This window comes from Luteimonas sp. A649, assembly GCF_054072735.1.
Map to the genome: position 1 here is coordinate 355604 of NZ_JBSVRQ010000001.1, position 19413 is coordinate 375016.

Here is a 19413-nt window from a genome sequence, read left to right on the forward strand (position 1 = left end):
GATGGGTGGTCGGCCCGATTCTAGGCGCAGGCCGTGAATGGTGAAACTTGCGCCAGCGCGGTGGCATTGCGACGATGCCCGTGGAGTCGGACGGTGCCGGGGGCACCGCGGACGACATGGGGAGTTCGATGCGGCGCTGGGCGATGCGTTCGTGGCTGTGGCTGTTGTGCCTGCTGGCGGGTGCGGCCGGCGCCTCCGTGCCCCAGCTGCCGCAACCGCGCCAGGTGAGCGTGTTCGACGGCTTGCCGTCAAACCGCGTGAACGCCATCGACGAGGACCGGCAGGGCTACCTGTGGATCGCCACGCGCGATGGCCTTGCGCGTTACGACGGCGTCGGCTTCCGCATCTGGCGCGTGGGCGACGGCCTGCGCGACAACTTCGTGTGGTCGGTGCATGTCGACGCCAGGGACCGGATCTGGATCGGCACCTCCACGGCGGGCATGGCCATGCTCGACGTCGACCGCGAGCACTTCACCTGGTACGACCGCGCGACGCAGCCCGAGATGGCCAGCAACGACGTCTGGTCGATCAATGGAACGCCGGACGGAGACATCTGGTTCGGCACCTCGGAGGGCGGCCTGCACCGGCTGTCGGCGGATGGCCGCCTGCAGCGCTACCAGTATGATCCCGGTGATGTCCGCAGCCTGCCGTCCGACGGCGTCTCGCACCTGGTGGTGGATCGCCGCGACGGCACGCTGTGGGTCGGCACCAAGGGCGGTGTCGCGCGCTGGACAGGGGACGGCTTCGACCGCTTGCCGCCGGAAAAACTGGGCACGCTGATGGTCGACGGCATGGCGCTGGACGATGCCGGCAGCCTGTGGATGGGCATACACGGCGCGGGCATGGTGCGCCATGCGGACGGCCGCATCGAACAGCTGCGGTGGACCGACCCGGCGCTCGGCGAGCGGGCGTTGAACATGCTGCTGCAGGACTCCCAGGGCGCGCGCTGGCTGGACACGCGGAGCGGCCTCGCATGGGTCCACGGCGACCGCGTCGAGCACGTGCCGCTGTACAGCAACACCAGCCGCGGACTGGTGCGCCCGGCATGGTCGACCGCCTACGAGGACCGCGAGGGCGGCCTGTGGTTCGCCAGTTCCGACTCGGGCCTGTGGCACCTGCCCGCGAACTGGCGCAACTTCACCGTGCTGCAGCGGCGCATCAACGATCCTGCGTCGCCCGGCAATGCCTTCGTCTACAGCGCTGCGCCGTCCGCGACGGGCGCCGGCGGAGGGCTGTGGCTCGTCGGCAGCGGCGGCGTGCTCGATCACCTGGCACCCGAGAGCGGCGCGATCGAGCACCGGCTGTCCGCGGTCTGCGGCGCACTGTTCGTGACCGGTGTCATCGAGGCGCGCGACGGCGGCGTCTGGCTGGGCTGCCAGGACCAGCTGGTGCGGTTCGATCCACGCTCCGATGAGGTGCGGCGCTGGTATGCGGACGGCAGCGACGACGCCGCGCCGCCGGGTCGCGTCGCGCAGTTCGTCGAGCAGCGCGACGGCAGCCTGTGGCTGGCCAGCCACCAGAGCATCCAGCTGCGCGACGCCCGCGGACGGGTGCTCGACACGATCCATCGCGGTGACGGCCGGGGCCTGGGCGCGGCCATGCTCGTCGAACACCTCGTGCATGCCCCCGATGGCGGGGTCTGGGTGGCGACCAGCCACGGGCTGCTGGCCTGGGACGATGGCCTGCGCAAGTTCGAACCCGTTCCCGGTGCCCCCGGAACCGGCGTCTACAGCGTGGCGCTTGGCATCGATGGAATGGTCTGGCTGGCCGGGTACGGGGAGCTTGGTGCATTTTCCTGGGACGGCGCCGCGCTTACCCGCCAGCGCTCCGTGGGTGCGGAGCAGGGCCTGCCGATGGTCGCGCCCGGCGGTGTCCTGGTCGATGACGTCGGGGTGGTCTGGCTGACGACCGTGCGCGGGCTGGTGCGCTTCGATCCGGAAAGCGACCGGCTGCGGGTCTACGGTGTCCACGACGGTTTGCCCAGCCAGGAGTTCAGCGAATATCCGGTCGCCGTCTCCGACCAGGGGTATGTCGCCGCCGGCACCGCGGATGGCCTGCTGCTGTTCCATCCGCGCCAGGTGCAGTGGAGCCAGAGCACGCCCACGCTGGCCATCGAGTCCGTCGACCTGCGGCGTGGCGATGAACGCGTGGTGCTGTCGCCGCAAGGCCACCTCTCGCTGCGGCATGACGATCGCGATCTGCACGTGGTGGCCCGGCTGCTGTCGTTCACCGACGCCCATGCCCACCGCTATCGCTTCCTCCTGCATGGCTACGATCCCGGCTGGGTCGAGACTGGCGCCAGCGGCGAGCGCGTGTTCGCGCGGCTGGCGCCCGGCCAGTACAGGCTCGACGTCCAGGCACGCACGGCCGACGACGAATGGACGCCCGTCCAGAGCCTGCGGCTGGCCGTGGAGCCGCCCTGGTGGAAGGCGCCCTGGGCGGTGGCGATGTTCGCGGTGGCCGTCGCGCTGCTCATGCTGTGGGTGGTGCACCTGTATCGGCTGCGGCTGAAGCGACGCCACGCCTGGCAGCTCAACAAGCAGAAACGCGAACTGGCCGAGCAGGCTTCGGACGCGAAGACACGTTTCCTGGCCACGCTCGGACACGAGGTCCGCACGCCGATGACCGGCGTGCTGGGAATGAGCGAACTCTTGCTGGGCACCAGCTTGGACACGCGGCAGCGCGGCTATGCCGATGCGATCCGTCGGGCCGGGGAACACCTGATGCGGCTGGTGAACGACGCGCTGGACCTGGCGCGGATCGAGGCCGGCAAGCTGGAGCTCGTGGCGCAGCCCTTCGACCTGGTGGCGGTGTTCGACGAGGTCTGTGGCCTGGTGGAGCCGATGGCCCGGCAGCGCGGTCTCCGGTTCCGCTGCCACATCGACACGCAGACCCCTCGCTGGCTGCTGGGTGATGCCGGACGCGTGCAACAGATCCTGCTCAACCTGCTGGGCAACGCGGTCAAGTTCACCGAGGAGGGCAGCATCTCGATGCAGGCGGGGCCGATCGCCACGGGGGGCGTGCGGCTGGTGGTGTCGGACACGGGGCCTGGCCTCAACGAAGAGCAGCAGGCGCACCTGTTCCAGCGCTTCGAGCAGGCCGATGGCGCGCGCACTGCGGCCCGCTACGGCGGCAGTGGCCTGGGCTTGGCGATCTGCCAGGAGCTGGCGGTGGCCATGGGCGGGCGCATCGAACTCGACAGCACACCGGGTCAGGGCACGGACTTCACCGTCGACCTGCCGCTGCAAGCGACGTCGCCGGGGCCTGAGACCGTCACCGCAGCGGTGGTTCCCGGGCGTGCCCGGCGCGGCGGACTGTCGCTGCTGCTGGTCGAGGACGACACCACGGTCGCCGAGGTCATCTGCGGCCTGCTTCGCGCGCAAGGCCACGATGTGGTCCACGTGCCGCACGGGCTGGCTGCGCTGTCCGAGGCGACGAATGCAGCATTCGACATGGCGCTGCTCGACCTCGACCTGCCGGGCATCACCGGCCTGGCGCTGGCACGGCAGCTGCGCGCCGGCGGGTTCGACGCGCCGCTGCTCGCGATCACCGCCCGCGCCGATGCCGAAGCCGAACCGCTGGCGCGCGACGCAGGCTTCGACGGGTTCCTGCGCAAGCCGGTGACCGGTGCGATGCTGGGCGAAACGATCGATGCGCTGCGTCGCCCACCCGCAGCCGGCGGGGCCGCGGCTCCGGAGTCCGGGCCCTCCGCGCCGGCGTGACCGTGCCACGGACGCCGGAGCCATGGTGCGCTATCTTCCGCGTTCCATCCCGCCAGCCGCAGGAGCCTCCATGTCCGATCGAGCCACGCCCATCGCTCCCTTCATGATCGCAGCGGCGCTCGTCGCCGCGGCAGCGCTCGCGCCCCTGCCGGCCGAGGCCATCCGGGTCGTCGCCCAGGCCACCGCCATCTGCCAGGGCGCGCTGCCCGCCTTCGAGACCCAGATCCGCAAGCGTCCGCTGGCGGTGCAGAACGAGGGCGGCACCAACGCCTTCGTGACCTGTTCCTTCAACAATCCCGGCAACAGCAACGGCAGCAGCCGCGTCAGCCGATTCACCGTGTACCTGCAGAACATGTCGTCCGCGCGCACCGTCTCCTGCACCGCCGTCAACTCCGGGGCCGGGGCTAACGGCAGCGATGCGCTCTACGCCACGAAGTCGATCCGGGTGCTGCGCGACGAGGACGGCAGCACCGCCCTGGACTTCGAGCCCGGCGACTTCGTCGGGGGCGCATTCCTGTTGCCGGGGGATGCGGTCAGCGTCTCGTGCAACCTGCTGCCCGGAATCGGGATCACCAGCACGGTGCTGGTCAACAACGCAAACTGATCAGCGTCGGCTGTGCGCGTGCACCTCGTCGACCAGCACCGCGTCGATGCCGAAGCCGAACCGCTGGCGCGCGACGCAGGCTTCGACGGGTTCCTGCGCAAGCCGGTGACCGGTGCGATGCTGGGCGAAGCGATCGACATGCTGCTGCATGGAGCGTTGGAACGATGAGGACACCCGGACAAGTCGGGGCGGCGCGCATGGCAGGGCTGGCCCTCGTGCTCGGAGTGCTTGCCTGCGCCGCTGCCGCGCAGGCCGCGCCCGGCGGCGACGATGCGCCCGTGCCTTTCCTTGGTGGTTTCCTCAAGGAGACGCGCATTGTCTACCCGCTGCAGGTCGGCGCATGGGAAGCAGTGGGCGAGCGCCTGTATGACGAAGCCGAACTCGGCGCCTCGGTGCGCTACCAGTCCGGCGACAGCCTTGATCGCTGGATCGACATCTACTTCTACCCTGCGGGCGTGGTGTCCGACTCGCACCTGCACCAGGCGGCGCAGGCCGCGCTGCAGGGCATCGAGTCCACCGTCGGACAGTCCGGTGGCTACGTCGATGGCGACTTCAGTGGCTTGCGCAGGTTCCAGGTCATGCCGCTCGGCGACAAGGTCGCGGCGATCCCGGCCCGCTCGGCCGACATGCGACTGGTGCGTGAGGACGGCGAATACCACTCGGCGCTGACCCTGCTGATCGATCGCCTGTACTACGTGAAGGGGCGCTACACCGTCGCGGCCGGCGCAGTGGATCGCCCCGAGGCAAGGAGCGCGCTGGAGGCGTTCGTCGCCGAACTGGTCCGCGGGACCTACATCGGCAGCACCGGGCGCTGCTGGTCGCCGGCTCCGGTCGACGCGCTCCCGGCAGGCGCGCCCGCGCCCGCGGACTCACGCCTGTCGATCATGTCCGAAGGCGAGGCGGGCGCCTGGCTGGTCGGCGGTCGCGTGCTGGCACACGAGCCGCTGGGAGATGCCGCGCAGGCCCTGGCCATGCTGGCGATGGCCGTCGACGGCCGCCTGTATCCGGGCTGCGTCGGCGCCGAACCGCATAACCCCGACGTGTCAGAGGGTCTTCGCGAGATCCGCCTCGAGTACCGCTCGCCCGCCGACGCGCGCAGTGATGGCGGGCGCCGGCTGTGGCCGTCGCGGTCCGGCGTGGGGTGACACGCCGGACGGCAGGGCCGGTCAGCGCCGGCTGTGCGCGTGCACCTCGTCCACCAGCACGCCGACGTGCTCCGGATCCATGTTCGGCGACATGCCGTGGCCGAGGTTGAAGACGTGTCCCTCGCGCGACCCGCCGTTGCCGTCGCGGTAGCTGTCGAGTGTGCGCCGCACCTCGCGGCGGATCGCTTCGGGCGAGCCGTACAGCGTGGTCGGATCAAGGTTGCCCTGTAGCGCGACCTTGCCGCCGGTGCGCTGCGCGGCCTCGCCGAGTTCGATCAGCCAGTCCACGCCCACGCCTTCGGCTCCGGTGTCGGCCAGTTCGTCGAGATAGGCGGCATTGCCCTTGCCGAACACGATCAGCGGCGTGCGCTCGACGCCTTCGCCGCGCTCGAGTTCGCGCGCGATGCGGGTCAGGTAGGGCAGCGAGAACTCGCGGTACATCGCCGGCGACAGCACGCCGCCCCAGGTGTCGAACACCTGCAGTGCCTGGGCGCCGGCCGCGCGCTGGGCGGCCAGGTAGGCGATCACGGCGTCGGTGTTGACCGACAGCAGCGCGTGCAGCGCCTTCGGATCGTTGTGCGCCATCGCCTTGATGATCGCGAAATCCTTGCTGCCGCCGCCCTCGACCATGTAGCAGGCCAGCGTCCAGGGGCTGCCGGAGAAACCGATCAGGGGCACGCGGCCGTCGAGCTCGCGGCGGATCACGCGCACGGCATCCATCACGTAACCGAGGTCGGATTCCATGTCCGGCACGCCGAGCTTCGCGATCGACGCCGCGTCACGCAGCGGACGCTCGAACTTCGGGCCCTCGCCATCGACGAAGTACAGGCCCAGGCCCATGGCGTCGGGGATCGTGAGGATGTCGGAGAACAGGATCGCGGCGTCGAGGTCGAAGCGCGCCAGCGGCTGCAGGGTGACTTCGCAGGCGAGCTCCGGGTTCTTGGCCATCGCAAGGAAGCTGCCGGCCTTCGCGCGACTGGCGCGGTACTCGGGCAGGTAGCGCCCGGCCTGGCGCATCAGCCATACCGGCGTGCAGTCCACGGGCTCGCGGCGCAGGGCACGGAGGAAACGGTCGTTGCGAAGGGTCTGGGGCAATGCTCTGGTCCTGTGTCGTGGGGGATGTCGGGCCGCGTCAGCCGCCGCGCGCGTCCGCGCCCTGCGCGAACATCAGCTGGAAGCCGCGCCTGATCTGCTGGTCGCGCGCCTGTTCGAGCGCGGCCACCGCCGATGCCTGGTCGAGGTACTGCTCACGCCGCACGCTGCTGCGGCCGCCGATGTGGCCGGTTTCGCGGACCAGGGTCCAGCCACCGAGCAGGTCGGGCTGCAGCATGAGCTGCACGAAGCGGGGGGCGTCGTGGCCGTCCGGGCGTTGTTGCAGGAGCAGGCGCATGGGCCGCTGATTCTACGCGAGATGCGGCCTGCGGACGTCGGGAGCGGTCCCGGTAGCGGGCGCTCGCGCCTGCCGCGTGGCCTTCAGCGTTCTTCCAGCACCGCCATGACCGCGTCCCCCGGCACGTCCGTGGCCATGCGGGCGCGGCCCGGGCCATCCCAGAGCACGAAGCGCAGGCCACCGGCCACTGCTTTCTTGTCCAGGCGCATGCGCTCCACCAGGGTGGCCGGGTCGAGCCCGCGGGGCAGGGCCACGGGCAGTCCGAAGCGTTCCAGCACGCGGCACAGCGCGTCGGCGTCGGCGTCGACGGCCAGCCCCTGCCGCGCCGACAGGCGCGCGGCGAGCACCATGCCCACCGCCACCGCCTCGCCGTGGTTGAGGCCGTCGTAACCCTGTTCCGCCTCGATCGCGTGGGCAAAGGTGTGGCCGAAGTTGAGCAGGGCGCGTTCGCCGTGTTCGAAGGGATCGCGTTCGACGATCGCGGCCTTGTGCGCGCAGCTGCGGGCGATGGCTTCGGCCAGCGCGGCGTCCTCGCGATCCAGCAGCGCGCCGGCATGGCCGGCGAGCCATTCGAGGAAGGGAGCGTCGACGATGGCGCCGTACTTCACCACTTCGGCCAGGCCTGCGCGCAGCTCGCGGTCGGGCAGGCTGCGCAGGGTCGCGGTATCGGCGAACACCGCGCGCGGCGGATGGAAGGCACCGACCAGGTTCTTGCCGGCAGTCAGGTCGACGGCGGTCTTGCCGCCCACCGAGGAATCGACCATGGCCAGGAGGGTGGTCGGCAGCTGCACGCAGTCGATGCCGCGCATCCAGCAGGCGGCGGCGAACCCGGCAAGGTCGCCGACAACGCCGCCGCCCAGGGCGTAGACACAGGCGTCGCGGGTCGCGCCGAGGGCCGCCAGGGCGTCGATCGCATCGCCGAACCCGGCCAGGGTCTTGCTGGCCTCGCCGGCGGCAAGCACGAAGGTCGAGATGCGTGCCTCCGGGCGTGCGGCGCGCAGGGCGTCGCCGACGGTGCCCGCGTACAGCGGCGCGACCTGGCTGTCGCTGACCACCAGCGCGTGGCGTCCGCGGAGCGGTGCGGCCAGGGCGGCGCCGTCGGCGAGCAGCCCCGGGCCGATGGTGATGGTGTACGGCGCGCTGCCGCCGACGTCGATGCGCCCGGTCGTGGTCATGCCGCAGGCGCCGGTCGGGTACGGGGTGCGGCGCGCCGCCATTGCGCGTCGAGCTGCGACGCCAGCTGGCGGGCGGCGTCCGCGGCCGAGAGCTGCCGGGTGTCGAACACCAGGTCGGCGACGTCCGCGTACAGGGCTTCGCGCTCCGTCGCCAGGCGGCGCAGGGTGGATTCACGATCACCCGTGGCCAGCAGGGGGCGGCTGCGGTCGCGTGCAAGGCGTTCGATCTGTGCTGCCACGTCCGCATGCAGGTGCACCACGAAGCCGGTGGCGGCAAGCAGCCTGCGGTTGCCGGCATCCAGCACCACGCCTCCCCCGGTGGCGACGACCGCGTCGGGGCCCGCCAGGAGCGTCGCGAGCACATCGCGTTCGCGCGCGCGGAAGCCGGCCTCGCCCTCGCACTCGAAGATGGTCGGGACCGCCGCGCCGGTGCGCTGCTCGACCTCGAGGTCGCTGTCGACGAACACCAGGCCGAAGTGCCGCGCCAGGCAGCGCCCGATCGAGGTCTTGCCGGCGCCCATGGGGCCGACGAGCACGAGGTGGCGGGCAGGATTCATTGGCAGGACGCGCTTGCTGCGGGACACGGGATGCTAGCAGCCTGCGCGGCGCCATCATCGGTGTCCGTGGGCACCGGGCGCGCCGACCGGCCGCCGTCGCGCGTCCAGGGCGACCACGCGGTCGGCGATGCGCGGCAGCGTGCGCAGGGCGTGGCGGCCGGTACGCTCGCAGTGCTGCACGAAGCGGTCGATGGCCGCGCGGTCCATGGCGGCCGCACCGGGACGCGCCGCCTGCAGCGCCCGCTCGGCCTGCCAGCGCCACTCCGGCACGATCCCGAACGACGGCGCCTGCAGCAGCAACAGGCGATCGATGCGCCGCCACAGTGCGGGATAGTCGCGTTCCAGCGCGGTATTGCACCAGCGCCGCCACAGGCCCCCGGCGTCCTCGTCGCGTTCCAGGATGTTGACCGGCACCTCGAGCTCGGTCGCGTCCTGCGGCGGCGTGCCCAGGAACCAGCCCTCGAACAGCACCAGGTCCACCGCGCCCGTGCGCGGCCAGAGCGTGGATGGCAGGCGATCGTCATCGAGCTTGTCGAAGCGGGGCAGGGCGACGTCGCGGCCCTGGCGCAGCGCGTCGAGCACGTCGATCGCAAGGGCGACATCGTGCGTGCCCGGTGGTCCGCGGGTCGCAAGCAGCGGATGCATGTCGCGCGCCAGCCGCAGGCGATCCGCGTGCGGCAGGTAGACGTCGTCGATCGACAGCAGCGCGCAGCGCAGGCCGCGCCGCGCGGCTTCCGTGGCCACCTGTGCGGCCAGCGTCGACTTGCCGCTGCCCTGCAGCCCACTGATGCCGTAAGTGAATGCACCGGAACGCAGCGCATCGTCCAGCACCGCGGACACGAACGTGGAGTCGAAACCATCCAGGTGGATGTGCATCGCCGTCGCCATCCGGGCACGATAGCCCAGGCGCGGGCGCATCCCGCGCATGACGACGATCTGCACGACCGCGGAGCACGCAAGCCGATGACCGACCTCTACGCCGAAGCCCTCCACACCTTCGACACCCTGTTCGACGAAGCCCTGGCCGCCGGTGAGCCCGACCGCACCGCCATGCAGCTGGCGACGGCCCCGCCCGACGGCCGGCCGTCGCTGCGCACCGTGCTGCTGAAGGCGCACGACGCCCGCGGCTTCGTGTTCTATACCCAACTCGATGGCCGCAAGGGGCGCGAGCTCAAGTCCAACCCGCGCGCGGCGCTGCTGTTCCACTGGCCGCGGGTCCGCCTGGGCGTGCAGGTGCGCATCGAGGGTGGCGTGGCCATCGTCGACGATGCCGAGGCGGATGCCTATTTCGCCAGCCGCCCACGCGGCAGCCAGATCGGCGCATGGGCCTCGCAGCAGTCGGAAACGCTGGAGTCGCGCGAGGAATTCGAGCGCCGGCTGACCGAGTGCGAGCGCGAGTTCGAAGGCCGCGATGTGCCTCGCCCGCCGCGCTGGACCGGATTGCGCGTCGATCCCGAGCGGATCGAGTTCTGGTACGCCGCGGAGTACCGCTGGCACGAGCGCTGGCTGTACGAACGCGACCTTGCCGGCGGCTGCAGCAAGCGGATGCTGTATCCGTGAGCAGCGCGCCCGCGCTGCTGCGCGGCCCGCGGCGCATCGTCTGCCTGACCGAAGAGCCCACGGAGACGCTGTACGCGCTGGGCGAGCAGGACCGCATCGTCGGCATCAGCGGCTTCACCGTGCGTCCGCCGCGGGCGCGGCGCGAGAAGCCCAAGGTCAGTGCCTTCACCAGCGCGAAGATCGAGGCGATCCTGCAGCTCGAACCCGATCTCGCCATCGGTTTCTCCGACATCCAGGCCGACATCGCCGCGGAGCTGGTGCGCCGCGGGGTGGAGGTGTGGATCAGCAACCATCGCAGCGTCGAGGGCATCCTCGACTATGTGTGCCGGCTCGGCGCGCTGGTCGGCGTGGCGGCGCGCGCCGAAGCCTATGCCGACGGGCTGCGCAGGGGGCTTGAAGCGATCGAGGCGCGGGCCGCGGCGCTGCCACGCCGGCCGCGGGTGTACTTCGAAGAGTGGGACGAGCCGCCGATCACGGGCATCCGCTGGGTCGCCGAACTGGTGCGCATCGCCGGCGGCGACGACGTGTTCCCGGAGCTCGCGGCCGAGTCCTTGGCGAAGCAGCGCATCCTTGCCGACCCGATGGAGGTGGTGCGGCGCGCGCCCGACATCATCATCGGCTCGTGGTGCGGGAAGAAGTTCAGGCCGGACAGGGTCGCGGCGCGACCGGGCTGGGACGTGATTCCCGCGGTCAGGGACGGCGAGCTGCACGAGGTCAAGTCGCCGCTGATCCTGCAGCCCGGACCCGCGGCACTGACCGACGGCGTGGCAGCGATGGCGGACATCATCGGGCGCTGGCGCGGCGGTGGCTGAGCCGCAGGCCGGGCCGCACCGCGTACCTGCCGGCACCCGCAACACCGATGCTGACGATTGCGCCCCGGTTTGACATCATCCGCGGCCACGCCACGGAGACAGACGACATGAACCAGGCCGCCATGCACGACGCCGCCCGACTGCTGCTGCGCATCGCGCTTGGCCTGCTGGTCCTGCTGCACGGCATCGCCAAGCTGCGCGGCGGCATGGGCGGGATCGAACGCATGGTCGAATCCGCCGGCCTGCCAGGGGTGCTCGCGTATGGCGTGCTGATCGGCGAGGTGCTGGCACCGCTGATGGTGCTGCTGGGTTTCCATGCGCGGCTGGGCGGGGCCCTGGTCGCGGTGAACATGCTGTTCGCGATCGCACTGGCGCACCTGGGCGAGCTCGACCGGCTCAATGCCGGCGGCGGCTGGGCGCTGGAATTGCAGGGCATGTTCCTGGCGACCGCCGTCGCGGTCGCGCTGCTGGGTCCCGGCCGCTACGGCATCAACCAGAACTGAGGCGCGCCCTCAGTCGTTCGCGGCCGACAGCTCGCGGCCGCGCACGGCGGCGGCGTCGATGGCCGAGGCGACCAGTGCGCGCAGCCCGCCGGCCTCGAAGGTCTCGATCGCCGCCTGCGTGGTGCCGCCCGGCGAAGTGACGCGGCGACGCAGCTCGGCCGGCGCCTCGTCGGAGCCGGTGAGCATGCGCGCGGCGCCGAGGATCGTCTGCTGCACCAGGATGCGCGCGGCGTCGGCGGGGAGGCCCTGGGCACGCCCGGCCTCTTCCATGGCTTCGGCCAGAAGGAACACGTAAGCCGGGCCGCTGCCGGATACAGCGGTGACTGCGTCCATCAGCGCCTCGTCTTCGATCCAGACGGTTTCACCGGCGGCGGCCAGCAGCGCCTGCGCGCGCGCGCGCCCGGAGGCGTCCACGGCAGCGTTCGCGTGCAGGCCGGTCACGCCGGCGCCAAGCAGGGCGGGGGTGTTGGGCATGGCGCGGACCACCGCGGCATTTCCGCCAAGCCAGTCCGACAGCTGGCCGGCGGTGATGCCGGCCGCGATCGACACCGCCAGCGGCCGCGCCGTGCGCGCGTGCTCGGCCAGGCCCTCGCAGACCTCACGCATCACCTGCGGCTTGACTGCGAACACCCAGGTGCCGGTACGTACTGCAGCATCCGACGCCTCGGCATGGACCTGCACGTTGAAGTCGCGGGCCAGTGCCTCGCGCAGCGCGTCCACCGGTTCGACCACGTGGATGCCGGCGGGGTCGGCGCCGCGCGACACCATGCCGCCGATGAGACTGCGGGCCATGTTGCCGCCGCCGATGAAGGCGACGCTGTCCGCCGTGGCTGGTGCGGGGTGGGTCATGGCGGGGTGACTCCTGCGGCGCGTGGAGGGCCATTGTCGCCGAGCACGATTCCCGTCGCGACCCCGTGGCCCGCGTGCTGCGGCACGCGGGTCAGGCCGCCGGTCGCGGCCCGAACAGCGCGGTGCCGATGCGGACCATGGTCGCGCCCTCGGCGATCGCGAGTTCATAGTCCTCGCTCATCCCCATCGACAGGGTGTCGGCTGCGGGATGGTCGGCGCGCAGCGCATCGTGCAGCGCGCGCATCGCGGCGAAGGCGTCCCGGCGGCGCGCAAGGTCGGGGTGGGGCTCCGGGATCGCCATCAGGCCGCGCAGCGCCAGGGTCGGCTCGGCTGCGATGGCGGCCGCCAGCGCCGGCACGTCATCCGGCGCGCAGCCGTGCTTGCCGTCTTCGCCTTCGATATTGACCTGGATGAGCACGTTCAGTGGCGGGTGGCCTGGATCGCGCGCGGACGCCAGGGTCGCGACCAGCTTGGGGCGGTCGACCGACTGCACCCAGTCGAACAGCGCCGCGGCCTGCGCGGCCTTGTTCGACTGCAGATGGCCGATGAGGTGCCACTCGATGCCGCTGCCCTCGAGCGCGGCGATCTTCGCCGACGCCTCCTGCACGTAGTTTTCGCCAAACGCGAGCGTGGCGCCGGTGCGCAGGCCGGCCCATTCCGCCGCCAGGGTCGCGATCTCGCCCGCCTCGCGGGTCTTGCCCACGGCGACCAGACGCGCGGCTGGCCGAGTCGCGTCGCCGGCGGCGTTTTCAATCGATTCTAGGACGCGCGCGAGGGGTCCGGTCGGCATCTGCCTGCTCCTCCAGCACCGCTGGTTCTGTGACGCGGATACGGGGCTATACTGCCTGCGGGGAGTACTCTGGCGCCAGCCGCAACGACGGTCGGGCGTCCATCACCAACTTGTGCACTGCCGCTGGGGAGCATGCATGGATATCGCCGAACTTCTGGCATTTTCGGTCAAGAACAAAGCTTCGGACCTGCATCTGTCCGCGGGGCTGCCGCCCATGATCCGCGTCGACGGTGACGTCCGCCGGATCAACATCCCGGCGCTCGACCACAAACAGGTGCATGCGCTGGTCTACGACATCATGTCGGACAAGCAGCGGCGCGACTACGAGGAGTTCCTCGAGGTCGACTTCTCGTTCGAGATCGCCGGCCTCGCGCGCTTCCGCGTCAACGCGTTCAACCAGAACCGCGGTGCGGGCGCGGTGTTCCGCACCATTCCGTCCGAGGTGCTGACGCTCGAGGACCTCGGAACGCCGCGGATCTTCAAGGAGCTGATCGACCAGCCGCAGGGACTGATCCTGGTGACGGGACCGACCGGTTCGGGCAAGTCGACCACGCTCGCGGCGATGGTCGACCACGTCAACAAGAACGAGTACGGGCACATCCTCACCATCGAGGACCCGATCGAGTTCGTGCACACCGCGCAGAAGTGCCTGATCAACCAGCGCGAAGTGCACCGCGACACCCACGGCTTCAACGAGGCCCTGCGCTCGGCGCTGCGCGAGGATCCGGACTACATCCTGGTCGGCGAACTGCGTGACCTGGAAACCATCCGCCTGGCGTTGACCGCCGCGGAGACCGGCCACCTGGTGTTCGGCACCCTGCATACGAGTTCGGCGGCCAAGACGGTGGACCGCATCATCGACGTGTTCCCCGCCGGCGAGAAGCCGATGGTGCGCTCGATGCTGTCGGAGTCGCTGCGCGCGGTGATCTCGCAGGCGCTGCTGAAGAAGGTCGGCGGCGGGCGCACCGCGGCCTGGGAAATCATGGTCGGCATCCCGGCCATCCGCAACCTGATCCGCGAGGACAAGGTCGCGCAGATGTATTCGTCGATCCAGACCGGCCAGCAGCACGGCATGATGACGCTCGACCAGCACCTGCAGGACCTCGTCAAGCGCGCCATGGTCACCCGCCAGCAGGCGCGGGACTATGCCAAGGACAAGCGGCTGTTCGAGTAACCGGAGCACCACATGAGCGCCATCGACTTCACCTCCTACCTCAAGCTGATGGCCCACCAGAAGGCCTCGGACCTGTTCATCACCGCGGGCATGCCGCCGTCGATGAAGGTCCACGGCAAGATTTCGCCGATCACGCAGAACCCGCTCACGCCGCAGCAGGCGCGCGACCTGGTGCTCAACGTGATGACACCGCCGCAGCGCGAGGAGTTCGAACGCACCCACGAGTGCAACTTCGCCATCGGCGTGTCCGGCGTCGGCCGCTTCCGCGTGTCGTGCTTCTACCAGCGCAACCAGGTCGGCATGGTGCTGCGCCGCATCGAGACCCGCATCCCGACGATCGAGGAGCTCAACCTCCCGCCGATCATCAAGACGCTGGCGATGACCAAGCGCGGCCTGATCATCTTCGTCGGCGCCACGGGTACCGGTAAATCGACGTCGCTCGCGTCGATGATCGGCTACCGCAACCAGAACTCCACCGGGCACATCATCACCATCGAGGACCCGATCGAGTTCGTGCACAAGCACGAGGGCTGCATCATCACCCAGCGCGAGGTCGGCATCGACACCGACAACTGGGAGAACGCGCTCAAGAACACCCTGCGCCAGGCGCCCGACGTGATCATGATCGGCGAGGTGCGCACCCGCGAGGGCATGGACCACGCCATCGCCTTCGCCGAGACCGGCCACCTGGTGCTGTGCACGCTGCATGCCAACAACGCCAACCAGGCGATGGACCGGATCATCAACTTCTTCCCGGAAGACCGTCGCGGCCAGCTGTTGATGGACCTGTCGCTCAACCTCAAGGGCGTGGTCGCGCAGCAGCTGATCCCGACGCCTGACGGCAAGGGCCGGCGCGTGGCGATGGAAATCCTGCTCGGCACGCCGCTGGTGCAGGACTACATCCGCGATGGCGAGATCCACAAGATCAAGGAAGTGATGAAGGAGTCGACCAACCTCGGCATGAAGACCTTCGACCAGAGCCTGTTCGAGCTCTATCAGGCCGGCGAGATCTCCTACGAGGACGCGCTGCGTTATGCGGACTCCGCCAACGAGGTGCGCCTGCGCATCAAGCTCGCCCAGGGCGGCGATGCGCGCACGCTGGCGCAGGGGCTGGATGGCGTCGAGGTGGCCGAAGTCACCTGACGCGGCGCATCGGGTGCGGCGGCGCATCGCTGCGATTGCGACCCTGCATCCAGGCAAGAATCAAACGGACGCATTGCCCGTCCTTCAGCAGTGCCAAAAAACAAAACAGGGGAAAGTTTGGATGAAGGGTTTCACGTTTGGAATCACGGCCATCGCGGCTGGCTTGCTGGTTGCTGCATCCGCGTCGGCTGCGCCGGTGGTACGCACCCATACGGTCAACGCCGCCGGCGCGTGCAACGGCGCATTGCCGTCGTATGAAGGTGAACTCCGCAAGCGCCCGCTCGGCGTGCAGAACGAGGGCACCGCGCCGGCGTTCGTGACCTGCTCGCTGCCTGGCGACTTCGAGGCGTCGGGTAACCTGATGCTGGTAGCGGCATTCACCAACCAGAACGCCGCGCCCGTCGACGTCAACTGCACGTTCGTCGACGGCATGACGCCGCCATTCGACGCACCGGCCTACTACCCGCAGACCATCACGGTGGCGGCCAACGGTGCCAACATCGGCGAGTGGTACCCCCCGGCGGGTCAGGTCTTCAGCCCCCTGGCGAACGTGAGCTGCAACCTGCCTGCAGGCGTGGCCTTCAACGTGTTCGAAGTGGTGTACGCGGAAGACAACGGCGTCGACGACCCGGTCTGAGGTTTCGCCGCACGACATGCCGACGGGGCGCGCAAGCGCCCCGTTTTCGTTGCTCGATCCGCCAAGGGGTGGGCCTGCACGTCAAGCTGGCGCAAGACCTGGGCGGCGTGGTTGGCCTGGGATGCAGCGTTCCGTGGTGTACCGGCAAGGGCGCCCGCGTGGCGCCCTTTCCTTTGCGCACTTTTTACCTTGCAGCGGCGACAATGGCTGGCCGATCCATCCACCTCTGGAGATCCCCATGGCTTTCACCCTGCCCAAGCTTTCCTACGCCTACGACGCGCTCGAGCCGCACATCGACGCGCAGACGATGGAAATCCACCACACCAAGCACCACCAGACCTACATCAACAACGCCAACGCCGCGCTCGAGGGCACGGAGTGGGCCGAAAAGAGCGCCGAGGACATCATCGCCAACCTCGACCAGCTCCCCGAGGACAAGCGCGGTCCGCTGCGCAACAACGCCGGCGGCCACGCCAACCACTCGCTGTTCTGGACGGTGATGTCGCCCAAGGGCGGCGGCAACCCGGTGGGCGAGGTGGCCAAGCACATCGACAGCGACCTCGGTGGCTTCGACGCGTTCAAGGAAGCCTTCACCAAGGCTGCGTTGACGCGCTTCGGCAGCGGCTGGGCGTGGCTGTCCACCGACAAGGCCGGCAAGCTGCTGGTCGAAAGCAGCGCCAACCAGGACAACCCGCTCATGAAGGGCGTCGGCTCGGGCAATACCCCGATCCTTGGCCTGGATGTGTGGGAGCACGCCTATTACCTGAAGTACCAGAACCGCCGTCCCGACTACATCGCCGCGTTCTACAACGTGGTCGACTGGAACGAAGTCGAGCGTCGCTACCAGGCCGCCATCGCCGGCTGAAGCCGTCGCGGCACCTGATGCAGGACGAAGCCCCGCCCTGGCGGGGCTTCGCACGTCCGGGCGCCGCGAACCGCGTCACGCCCGGGCGTCCCCGGGCTTGCGCGACAGCCCGGCGCTGGCGAGGATGCGGCGACAGCCGACGAGGACCGCCGCCGATGGACATCGCAGACCGCCGCATCGCCACCGTGCACTTCACGCTGACCGATGCCGACAGCGGGCAACCAATCACCAGCACCCGCGACCATGCGCCGCTGACCTACATGCATGGCAGCGGTGGCATCGCACGCGGACTGGAACAGGCGCTGGAAGGGCGCAGCGCGGGCGACCGCTTCGAAGTGGTGGTGTCGCCGGAGGATGGCTTCGGCCCCCGGCACGACGCGCTGGTGCAGACGCTGCCGCGCAGCATGTGGCGCGCGACTTCCGAGCCGAAGGTGGGCGACAGGCTCGAGACCACGACGGCCAAGGGCGCGCTTGATGTGGTGGTGACGGCGGTCGATGCCGACACGCTCACCGTGGACGGCAACCATCCGCTGGCCGGGCGCCGCGTGCGCGCCGACCTCGAAGTGCTGTCGGTGCGCGTGCCGACGCCCGACGAGGTGCAGTTCGGCCTGGGCTGACGCGGACTGCTCAGCGCTCGTCGACCGGACTGAACCTGTGGAGCCGGTCGTCATCGCCGATGCGCAGGTCCGGCCAGCGCGGCGGCACCGCCTGCACGCGTCCGCCGAGGAGGTCGTCGCGCAGCGTGCGTCGCCAGGCTTTGTCCGGGGTGTTTCCGGCCCACATGTGGAAGCTGGTCGCGGCGTTCCAGGCGCCGTTGGCGTCACGTGCGAACAGCGCGCATCGCGACCTGGGAGCGCTGCCAAGCGTGCACAGCAGGGGGTCGCCAGCACCGTCGCGGTCGAGGTCCGGCGTCAGCAGGATGCACTCGTCGGTCGCAAGGGCGCAGTCCTGCTTGCCGAAGCGTCCGGCAGCCAGCGCGTCCCACCAGGCATCGTCTGGTGCGATGGCTCCTTCGGCCAGCCGTACCTGGGCACGCAACTGTGCCGCGTCACGCACGGGGCGTTCGGCCTCGTCGTCCGAGTACGTGCCCCAGCGGTTGGTGCGGGCGATCACGCGCTCCAGCTCCGCGAGCCGCTCGGCGTCGCCGGTCCAGGAGGGATGGGTGCGCAGCGCCAGCGTGGCTTCGTAGCCTCGGCGGCCGCTGTCGTGGCGGAGCCAGGCCAGGTCGAAATCATCGGGTGCAGTGCGGCCATCCGCCAGGCGCTGCAGCTGGCTGCCCACCGCGATCCGGTGTGGATCGAGCAGTGGCGTGTTGGCCAGCAGCGCCAGCGCCAGCACGACCAGCGACATCACCCGGTTCACCGGGCGGATCGCACCCAGCCAGCCATCCCGGCGGCGGAGCACCGCCCACGCATAGCCGAAGGCGTAGCCGGCCACGACCACCGCCAGCAGCACCGCCCAGACCCGGTCCGTCGTCCAGCCGTGCTGGTGGATGCGCAGCCACATGGCGTACAGCGCCAGCAGCGCGTACAGCGGCAGTGCCACGAGCCCGGCATCCACGAGCCGCCGCAGCCAGCCCGGGTAGGGCCGCTCGCCTTCGCCGTCCTGCAGCACCGAGTTCGTAAACGCCACGAGCAGCGCCACCACGGCGATCAGGGTGCTCGCCGCCGAACGCATCTCCCACAGCGGAGCGAGCCCCGTGAACGGCAGGCTGACGACGAACAGCACGGCGATGAAGGCCAGCAGCGGCAGCAGGCCGGTGAAGATCGCGAACAGGACCTGGCGTGCCACCTGGACCGCGCGATGCTGGGTGCGGCCGATCAGCACGCCCAGGCCGGCCATGGCGCCGGTGGCAAGGTAGATGAAGGCGTCTTCGCGAAACAGTTCGCGGAAGAAGGTGATGTCCACCAGGGCGAACAGCGCGCCCCACAGCATCAGCACCAGCCAGCAGATGCCGGTGAACAGCAGCGCCAGCGCCAGTGTCAGCGCGTTCTGCCAGGCGTGCTCGAACAGGCAGGGATAGGGCGCCTGCCAGTGGCCGTGGGCCAGGCGGCACTGCAGCCAGGGCAGGGCGACGAACAGGCCGATGGCGATCGAGGCGCCGAAGGGCCCGAGTACCTGGTCGGCGCGGATGCCGGGGGCGCCGGTGGCGTTCCAGGAGGCCCAGGCCGCGAGCCCCGCGAAGACGACCAGGGCGCCCACCGCGTGCTGCCAGAAACGGGCATCGCGCAGCCGCACCACGCTCAGCGCCATCATCGTCGGCACCGTCAGCACCAAGGTGTACCAGCAGATCCGCCCGCCAAGCTCCGCGAACGGCCACCACCCGGCGTCGTGTCCCTTCTGGGCGAGGTACATCAGCCCGCCCTGGAGCACGGCCAGCAGCACGATGAAGGCGCGTTCATTGCGCGGAAGCGAAGCGTCTGTCGACATGGCGGGTCCCGCGGCGGTGGCGATGCCGCCATGTTAGCCGTGGCCGGACGCAAGTTG

General features: G+C 70.2%; 20 protein-coding genes. 12 read left to right on the top strand and 8 right to left on the bottom strand.

The annotated features are described in order from the left end of the window. The first annotated feature begins 128 nt into the window (after window positions 1-128). The 4 genes from ACW5E8_RS01665 to ACW5E8_RS01680 all read left to right on the top strand — a co-directional run bounded on the left by ACW5E8_RS01665 (window position 129) and on the right by ACW5E8_RS01680 (window position 5471). The gene (locus ACW5E8_RS01665; RefSeq protein WP_456965206.1) at window positions 129-3722 is read left to right on the top strand and encodes an ATP-binding protein; all 3594 of its coding nucleotides are present in this window, start codon (window positions 129-131) and stop codon (window positions 3720-3722) included. Between the two features lie 70 nt (window positions 3723-3792). Then, the gene (locus tag ACW5E8_RS01670; RefSeq protein ID WP_456963769.1) at window positions 3793-4326 is read left to right on the top strand and encodes a hypothetical protein; all 534 of its coding nucleotides are present in this window, start codon (window positions 3793-3795) and stop codon (window positions 4324-4326) included. 18 nt (window positions 4327-4344) lie between these two features. Further along, window positions 4345-4494 (top strand): hypothetical protein, encoded by a 150-nt coding sequence (locus tag ACW5E8_RS01675; protein WP_456963770.1) that lies wholly within the window; start codon window positions 4345-4347, stop codon window positions 4492-4494. Between the two features lie 29 nt (window positions 4495-4523). Continuing rightward, window positions 4524-5471 carry a hypothetical protein gene (locus ACW5E8_RS01680; RefSeq protein WP_456963771.1) on the top strand — a complete coding sequence of 316 codons (948 nt, stop codon included), beginning with the start codon at window positions 4524-4526 and terminating at the stop codon, window positions 5469-5471. 21 nt (window positions 5472-5492) lie between these two features. Here the strand turns inward: ACW5E8_RS01680 and hemE are convergent, their stop codons facing one another. The 5 genes from hemE to ACW5E8_RS01705 form a co-directional block, all read right to left on the bottom strand. Beyond that, entirely contained in the window at window positions 5493-6566 is a 1074-nt protein-coding gene (gene hemE, locus ACW5E8_RS01685; protein ID WP_456963772.1) for a uroporphyrinogen decarboxylase, read from the bottom strand. A gap of 37 nt (window positions 6567-6603) precedes the next feature. Next, the gene (locus ACW5E8_RS01690; RefSeq protein WP_456963773.1) at window positions 6604-6861 is read right to left on the bottom strand and encodes a WGR domain-containing protein; all 258 of its coding nucleotides are present in this window, start codon (window positions 6859-6861) and stop codon (window positions 6604-6606) included. A gap of 83 nt (window positions 6862-6944) precedes the next feature. Continuing rightward, window positions 6945-8036, bottom strand: a complete 1092-nt coding sequence (aroB, locus tag ACW5E8_RS01695) for a 3-dehydroquinate synthase (RefSeq protein WP_456963774.1) — start codon at window positions 8034-8036, stop codon at window positions 6945-6947. After that, on the bottom strand, window positions 8033-8593 hold the full coding sequence (locus tag ACW5E8_RS01700) for a shikimate kinase (protein ID WP_456963775.1): 561 nt from the start codon (window positions 8591-8593) through the stop codon (window positions 8033-8035). Before ACW5E8_RS01700 ends, aroB begins: the two co-directional genes overlap by 4 nt. Before the next feature lie 54 nt (window positions 8594-8647). Beyond that, window positions 8648-9481: a kinase gene (locus ACW5E8_RS01705; protein ID WP_456965207.1), complete on the bottom strand. Its 834-nt coding sequence runs from the start codon at window positions 9479-9481 to the stop codon at window positions 8648-8650. 75 nt (window positions 9482-9556) lie between these two features. Between ACW5E8_RS01705 and pdxH the strand changes: the two genes are divergently transcribed. The 3 genes from pdxH (at window position 9557) to ACW5E8_RS01720 (ending at window position 11468) form a co-directional block, all read left to right on the top strand. Next, the gene (gene pdxH / locus ACW5E8_RS01710) at window positions 9557-10153 is read left to right on the top strand and encodes a pyridoxamine 5'-phosphate oxidase (protein ID WP_456963776.1); all 597 of its coding nucleotides are present in this window, start codon (window positions 9557-9559) and stop codon (window positions 10151-10153) included. Beyond that, a complete protein-coding gene (locus ACW5E8_RS01715; RefSeq protein WP_456963777.1) occupies window positions 10150-10965 on the top strand; it encodes a cobalamin-binding protein in 816 nt (271 codons plus the stop codon). Before pdxH ends, ACW5E8_RS01715 begins: the two co-directional genes overlap by 4 nt. Before the next feature lie 107 nt (window positions 10966-11072). Next, window positions 11073-11468, top strand: a complete 396-nt coding sequence (locus tag ACW5E8_RS01720; RefSeq protein WP_456963778.1) for a DoxX family protein — start codon at window positions 11073-11075, stop codon at window positions 11466-11468. Window positions 11469-11477: 9 nt separating this feature from the next. On the opposite strand, the gene proC is transcribed toward ACW5E8_RS01720, so the two are convergent. Next, window positions 11478-12317, bottom strand: coding sequence for a pyrroline-5-carboxylate reductase (proC, locus tag ACW5E8_RS01725; RefSeq protein WP_456963779.1), 840 nt, complete (start codon window positions 12315-12317; stop codon window positions 11478-11480). A 91-nt stretch (window positions 12318-12408) separates the two neighbouring features. Beyond that, a complete protein-coding gene (locus ACW5E8_RS01730; protein ID WP_456963780.1) occupies window positions 12409-13107 on the bottom strand; it encodes a YggS family pyridoxal phosphate-dependent enzyme in 699 nt (232 codons plus the stop codon). Window positions 13108-13243: 136 nt separating this feature from the next. Between ACW5E8_RS01730 and ACW5E8_RS01735 the strand changes: the two genes are divergently transcribed. From ACW5E8_RS01735 to ACW5E8_RS01755, 5 genes are all read left to right on the top strand, one after another. After that, the gene (locus tag ACW5E8_RS01735) at window positions 13244-14281 is read left to right on the top strand and encodes a type IV pilus twitching motility protein PilT (RefSeq protein ID WP_456963781.1); all 1038 of its coding nucleotides are present in this window, start codon (window positions 13244-13246) and stop codon (window positions 14279-14281) included. Between the two features lie 12 nt (window positions 14282-14293). Beyond that, the gene (locus ACW5E8_RS01740; RefSeq protein ID WP_456963782.1) at window positions 14294-15424 is read left to right on the top strand and encodes a PilT/PilU family type 4a pilus ATPase; all 1131 of its coding nucleotides are present in this window, start codon (window positions 14294-14296) and stop codon (window positions 15422-15424) included. Between the two features lie 121 nt (window positions 15425-15545). Continuing rightward, entirely contained in the window at window positions 15546-16061 is a 516-nt protein-coding gene (locus ACW5E8_RS01745) for a hypothetical protein (protein ID WP_456963783.1), read from the top strand. Window positions 16062-16299: 238 nt separating this feature from the next. Continuing rightward, window positions 16300-16926 (top strand): superoxide dismutase, encoded by a 627-nt coding sequence (locus ACW5E8_RS01750; protein WP_456963784.1) that lies wholly within the window; start codon window positions 16300-16302, stop codon window positions 16924-16926. 155 nt (window positions 16927-17081) lie between these two features. Beyond that, a complete protein-coding gene (locus ACW5E8_RS01755; protein WP_456963785.1) occupies window positions 17082-17543 on the top strand; it encodes an FKBP-type peptidyl-prolyl cis-trans isomerase in 462 nt (153 codons plus the stop codon). A 10-nt stretch (window positions 17544-17553) separates the two neighbouring features. On the opposite strand, the gene ACW5E8_RS01760 is transcribed toward ACW5E8_RS01755, so the two are convergent. Continuing rightward, window positions 17554-19380, bottom strand: coding sequence for a DUF4153 domain-containing protein (locus tag ACW5E8_RS01760; protein ID WP_456965208.1), 1827 nt, complete (start codon window positions 19378-19380; stop codon window positions 17554-17556). Window positions 19381-19413: the final 33 nt, after the last annotated feature.

Bases quoted from the DNA above. Each gene is read 5' to 3' on its own strand.
- ACW5E8_RS01745 (WP_456963783.1), top strand. From the start codon at position 15,546: ATGAAGGGTTTCACGTTTGGAATCACGGCCATCGCGGCTGGCTTGCTG.
- ACW5E8_RS01720 (WP_456963778.1), top strand. From the start codon at position 11,073: ATGAACCAGGCCGCCATGCACGACGCCGCCCGACTGCTGCTGCGCATC.
- ACW5E8_RS01705 (WP_456965207.1), bottom strand. From the start codon at position 9,481: ATGGCGACGGCGATGCACATCCACCTGGATGGTTTCGACTCCACGTTC.
- ACW5E8_RS01665 (WP_456965206.1), top strand. From the start codon at position 129: ATGCGGCGCTGGGCGATGCGTTCGTGGCTGTGGCTGTTGTGCCTGCTG.
- pdxH (WP_456963776.1), top strand. From the start codon at position 9,557: ATGACCGACCTCTACGCCGAAGCCCTCCACACCTTCGACACCCTGTTC.
- ACW5E8_RS01690 (WP_456963773.1), bottom strand. From the start codon at position 6,861: ATGCGCCTGCTCCTGCAACAACGCCCGGACGGCCACGACGCCCCCCGC.
- proC (WP_456963779.1), bottom strand. From the start codon at position 12,317: ATGACCCACCCCGCACCAGCCACGGCGGACAGCGTCGCCTTCATCGGC.
- ACW5E8_RS01755 (WP_456963785.1), top strand. From the start codon at position 17,082: ATGGACATCGCAGACCGCCGCATCGCCACCGTGCACTTCACGCTGACC.
- ACW5E8_RS01740 (WP_456963782.1), top strand. From the start codon at position 14,294: ATGAGCGCCATCGACTTCACCTCCTACCTCAAGCTGATGGCCCACCAG.
- ACW5E8_RS01700 (WP_456963775.1), bottom strand. From the start codon at position 8,593: ATGAATCCTGCCCGCCACCTCGTGCTCGTCGGCCCCATGGGCGCCGGC.
- ACW5E8_RS01730 (WP_456963780.1), bottom strand. From the start codon at position 13,107: ATGCCGACCGGACCCCTCGCGCGCGTCCTAGAATCGATTGAAAACGCC.
- aroB (WP_456963774.1), bottom strand. From the start codon at position 8,036: ATGACCACGACCGGGCGCATCGACGTCGGCGGCAGCGCGCCGTACACC.
- ACW5E8_RS01750 (WP_456963784.1), top strand. From the start codon at position 16,300: ATGGCTTTCACCCTGCCCAAGCTTTCCTACGCCTACGACGCGCTCGAG.
- ACW5E8_RS01735 (WP_456963781.1), top strand. From the start codon at position 13,244: ATGGATATCGCCGAACTTCTGGCATTTTCGGTCAAGAACAAAGCTTCG.
- ACW5E8_RS01680 (WP_456963771.1), top strand. From the start codon at position 4,524: ATGGCAGGGCTGGCCCTCGTGCTCGGAGTGCTTGCCTGCGCCGCTGCC.
- ACW5E8_RS01670 (WP_456963769.1), top strand. From the start codon at position 3,793: ATGTCCGATCGAGCCACGCCCATCGCTCCCTTCATGATCGCAGCGGCG.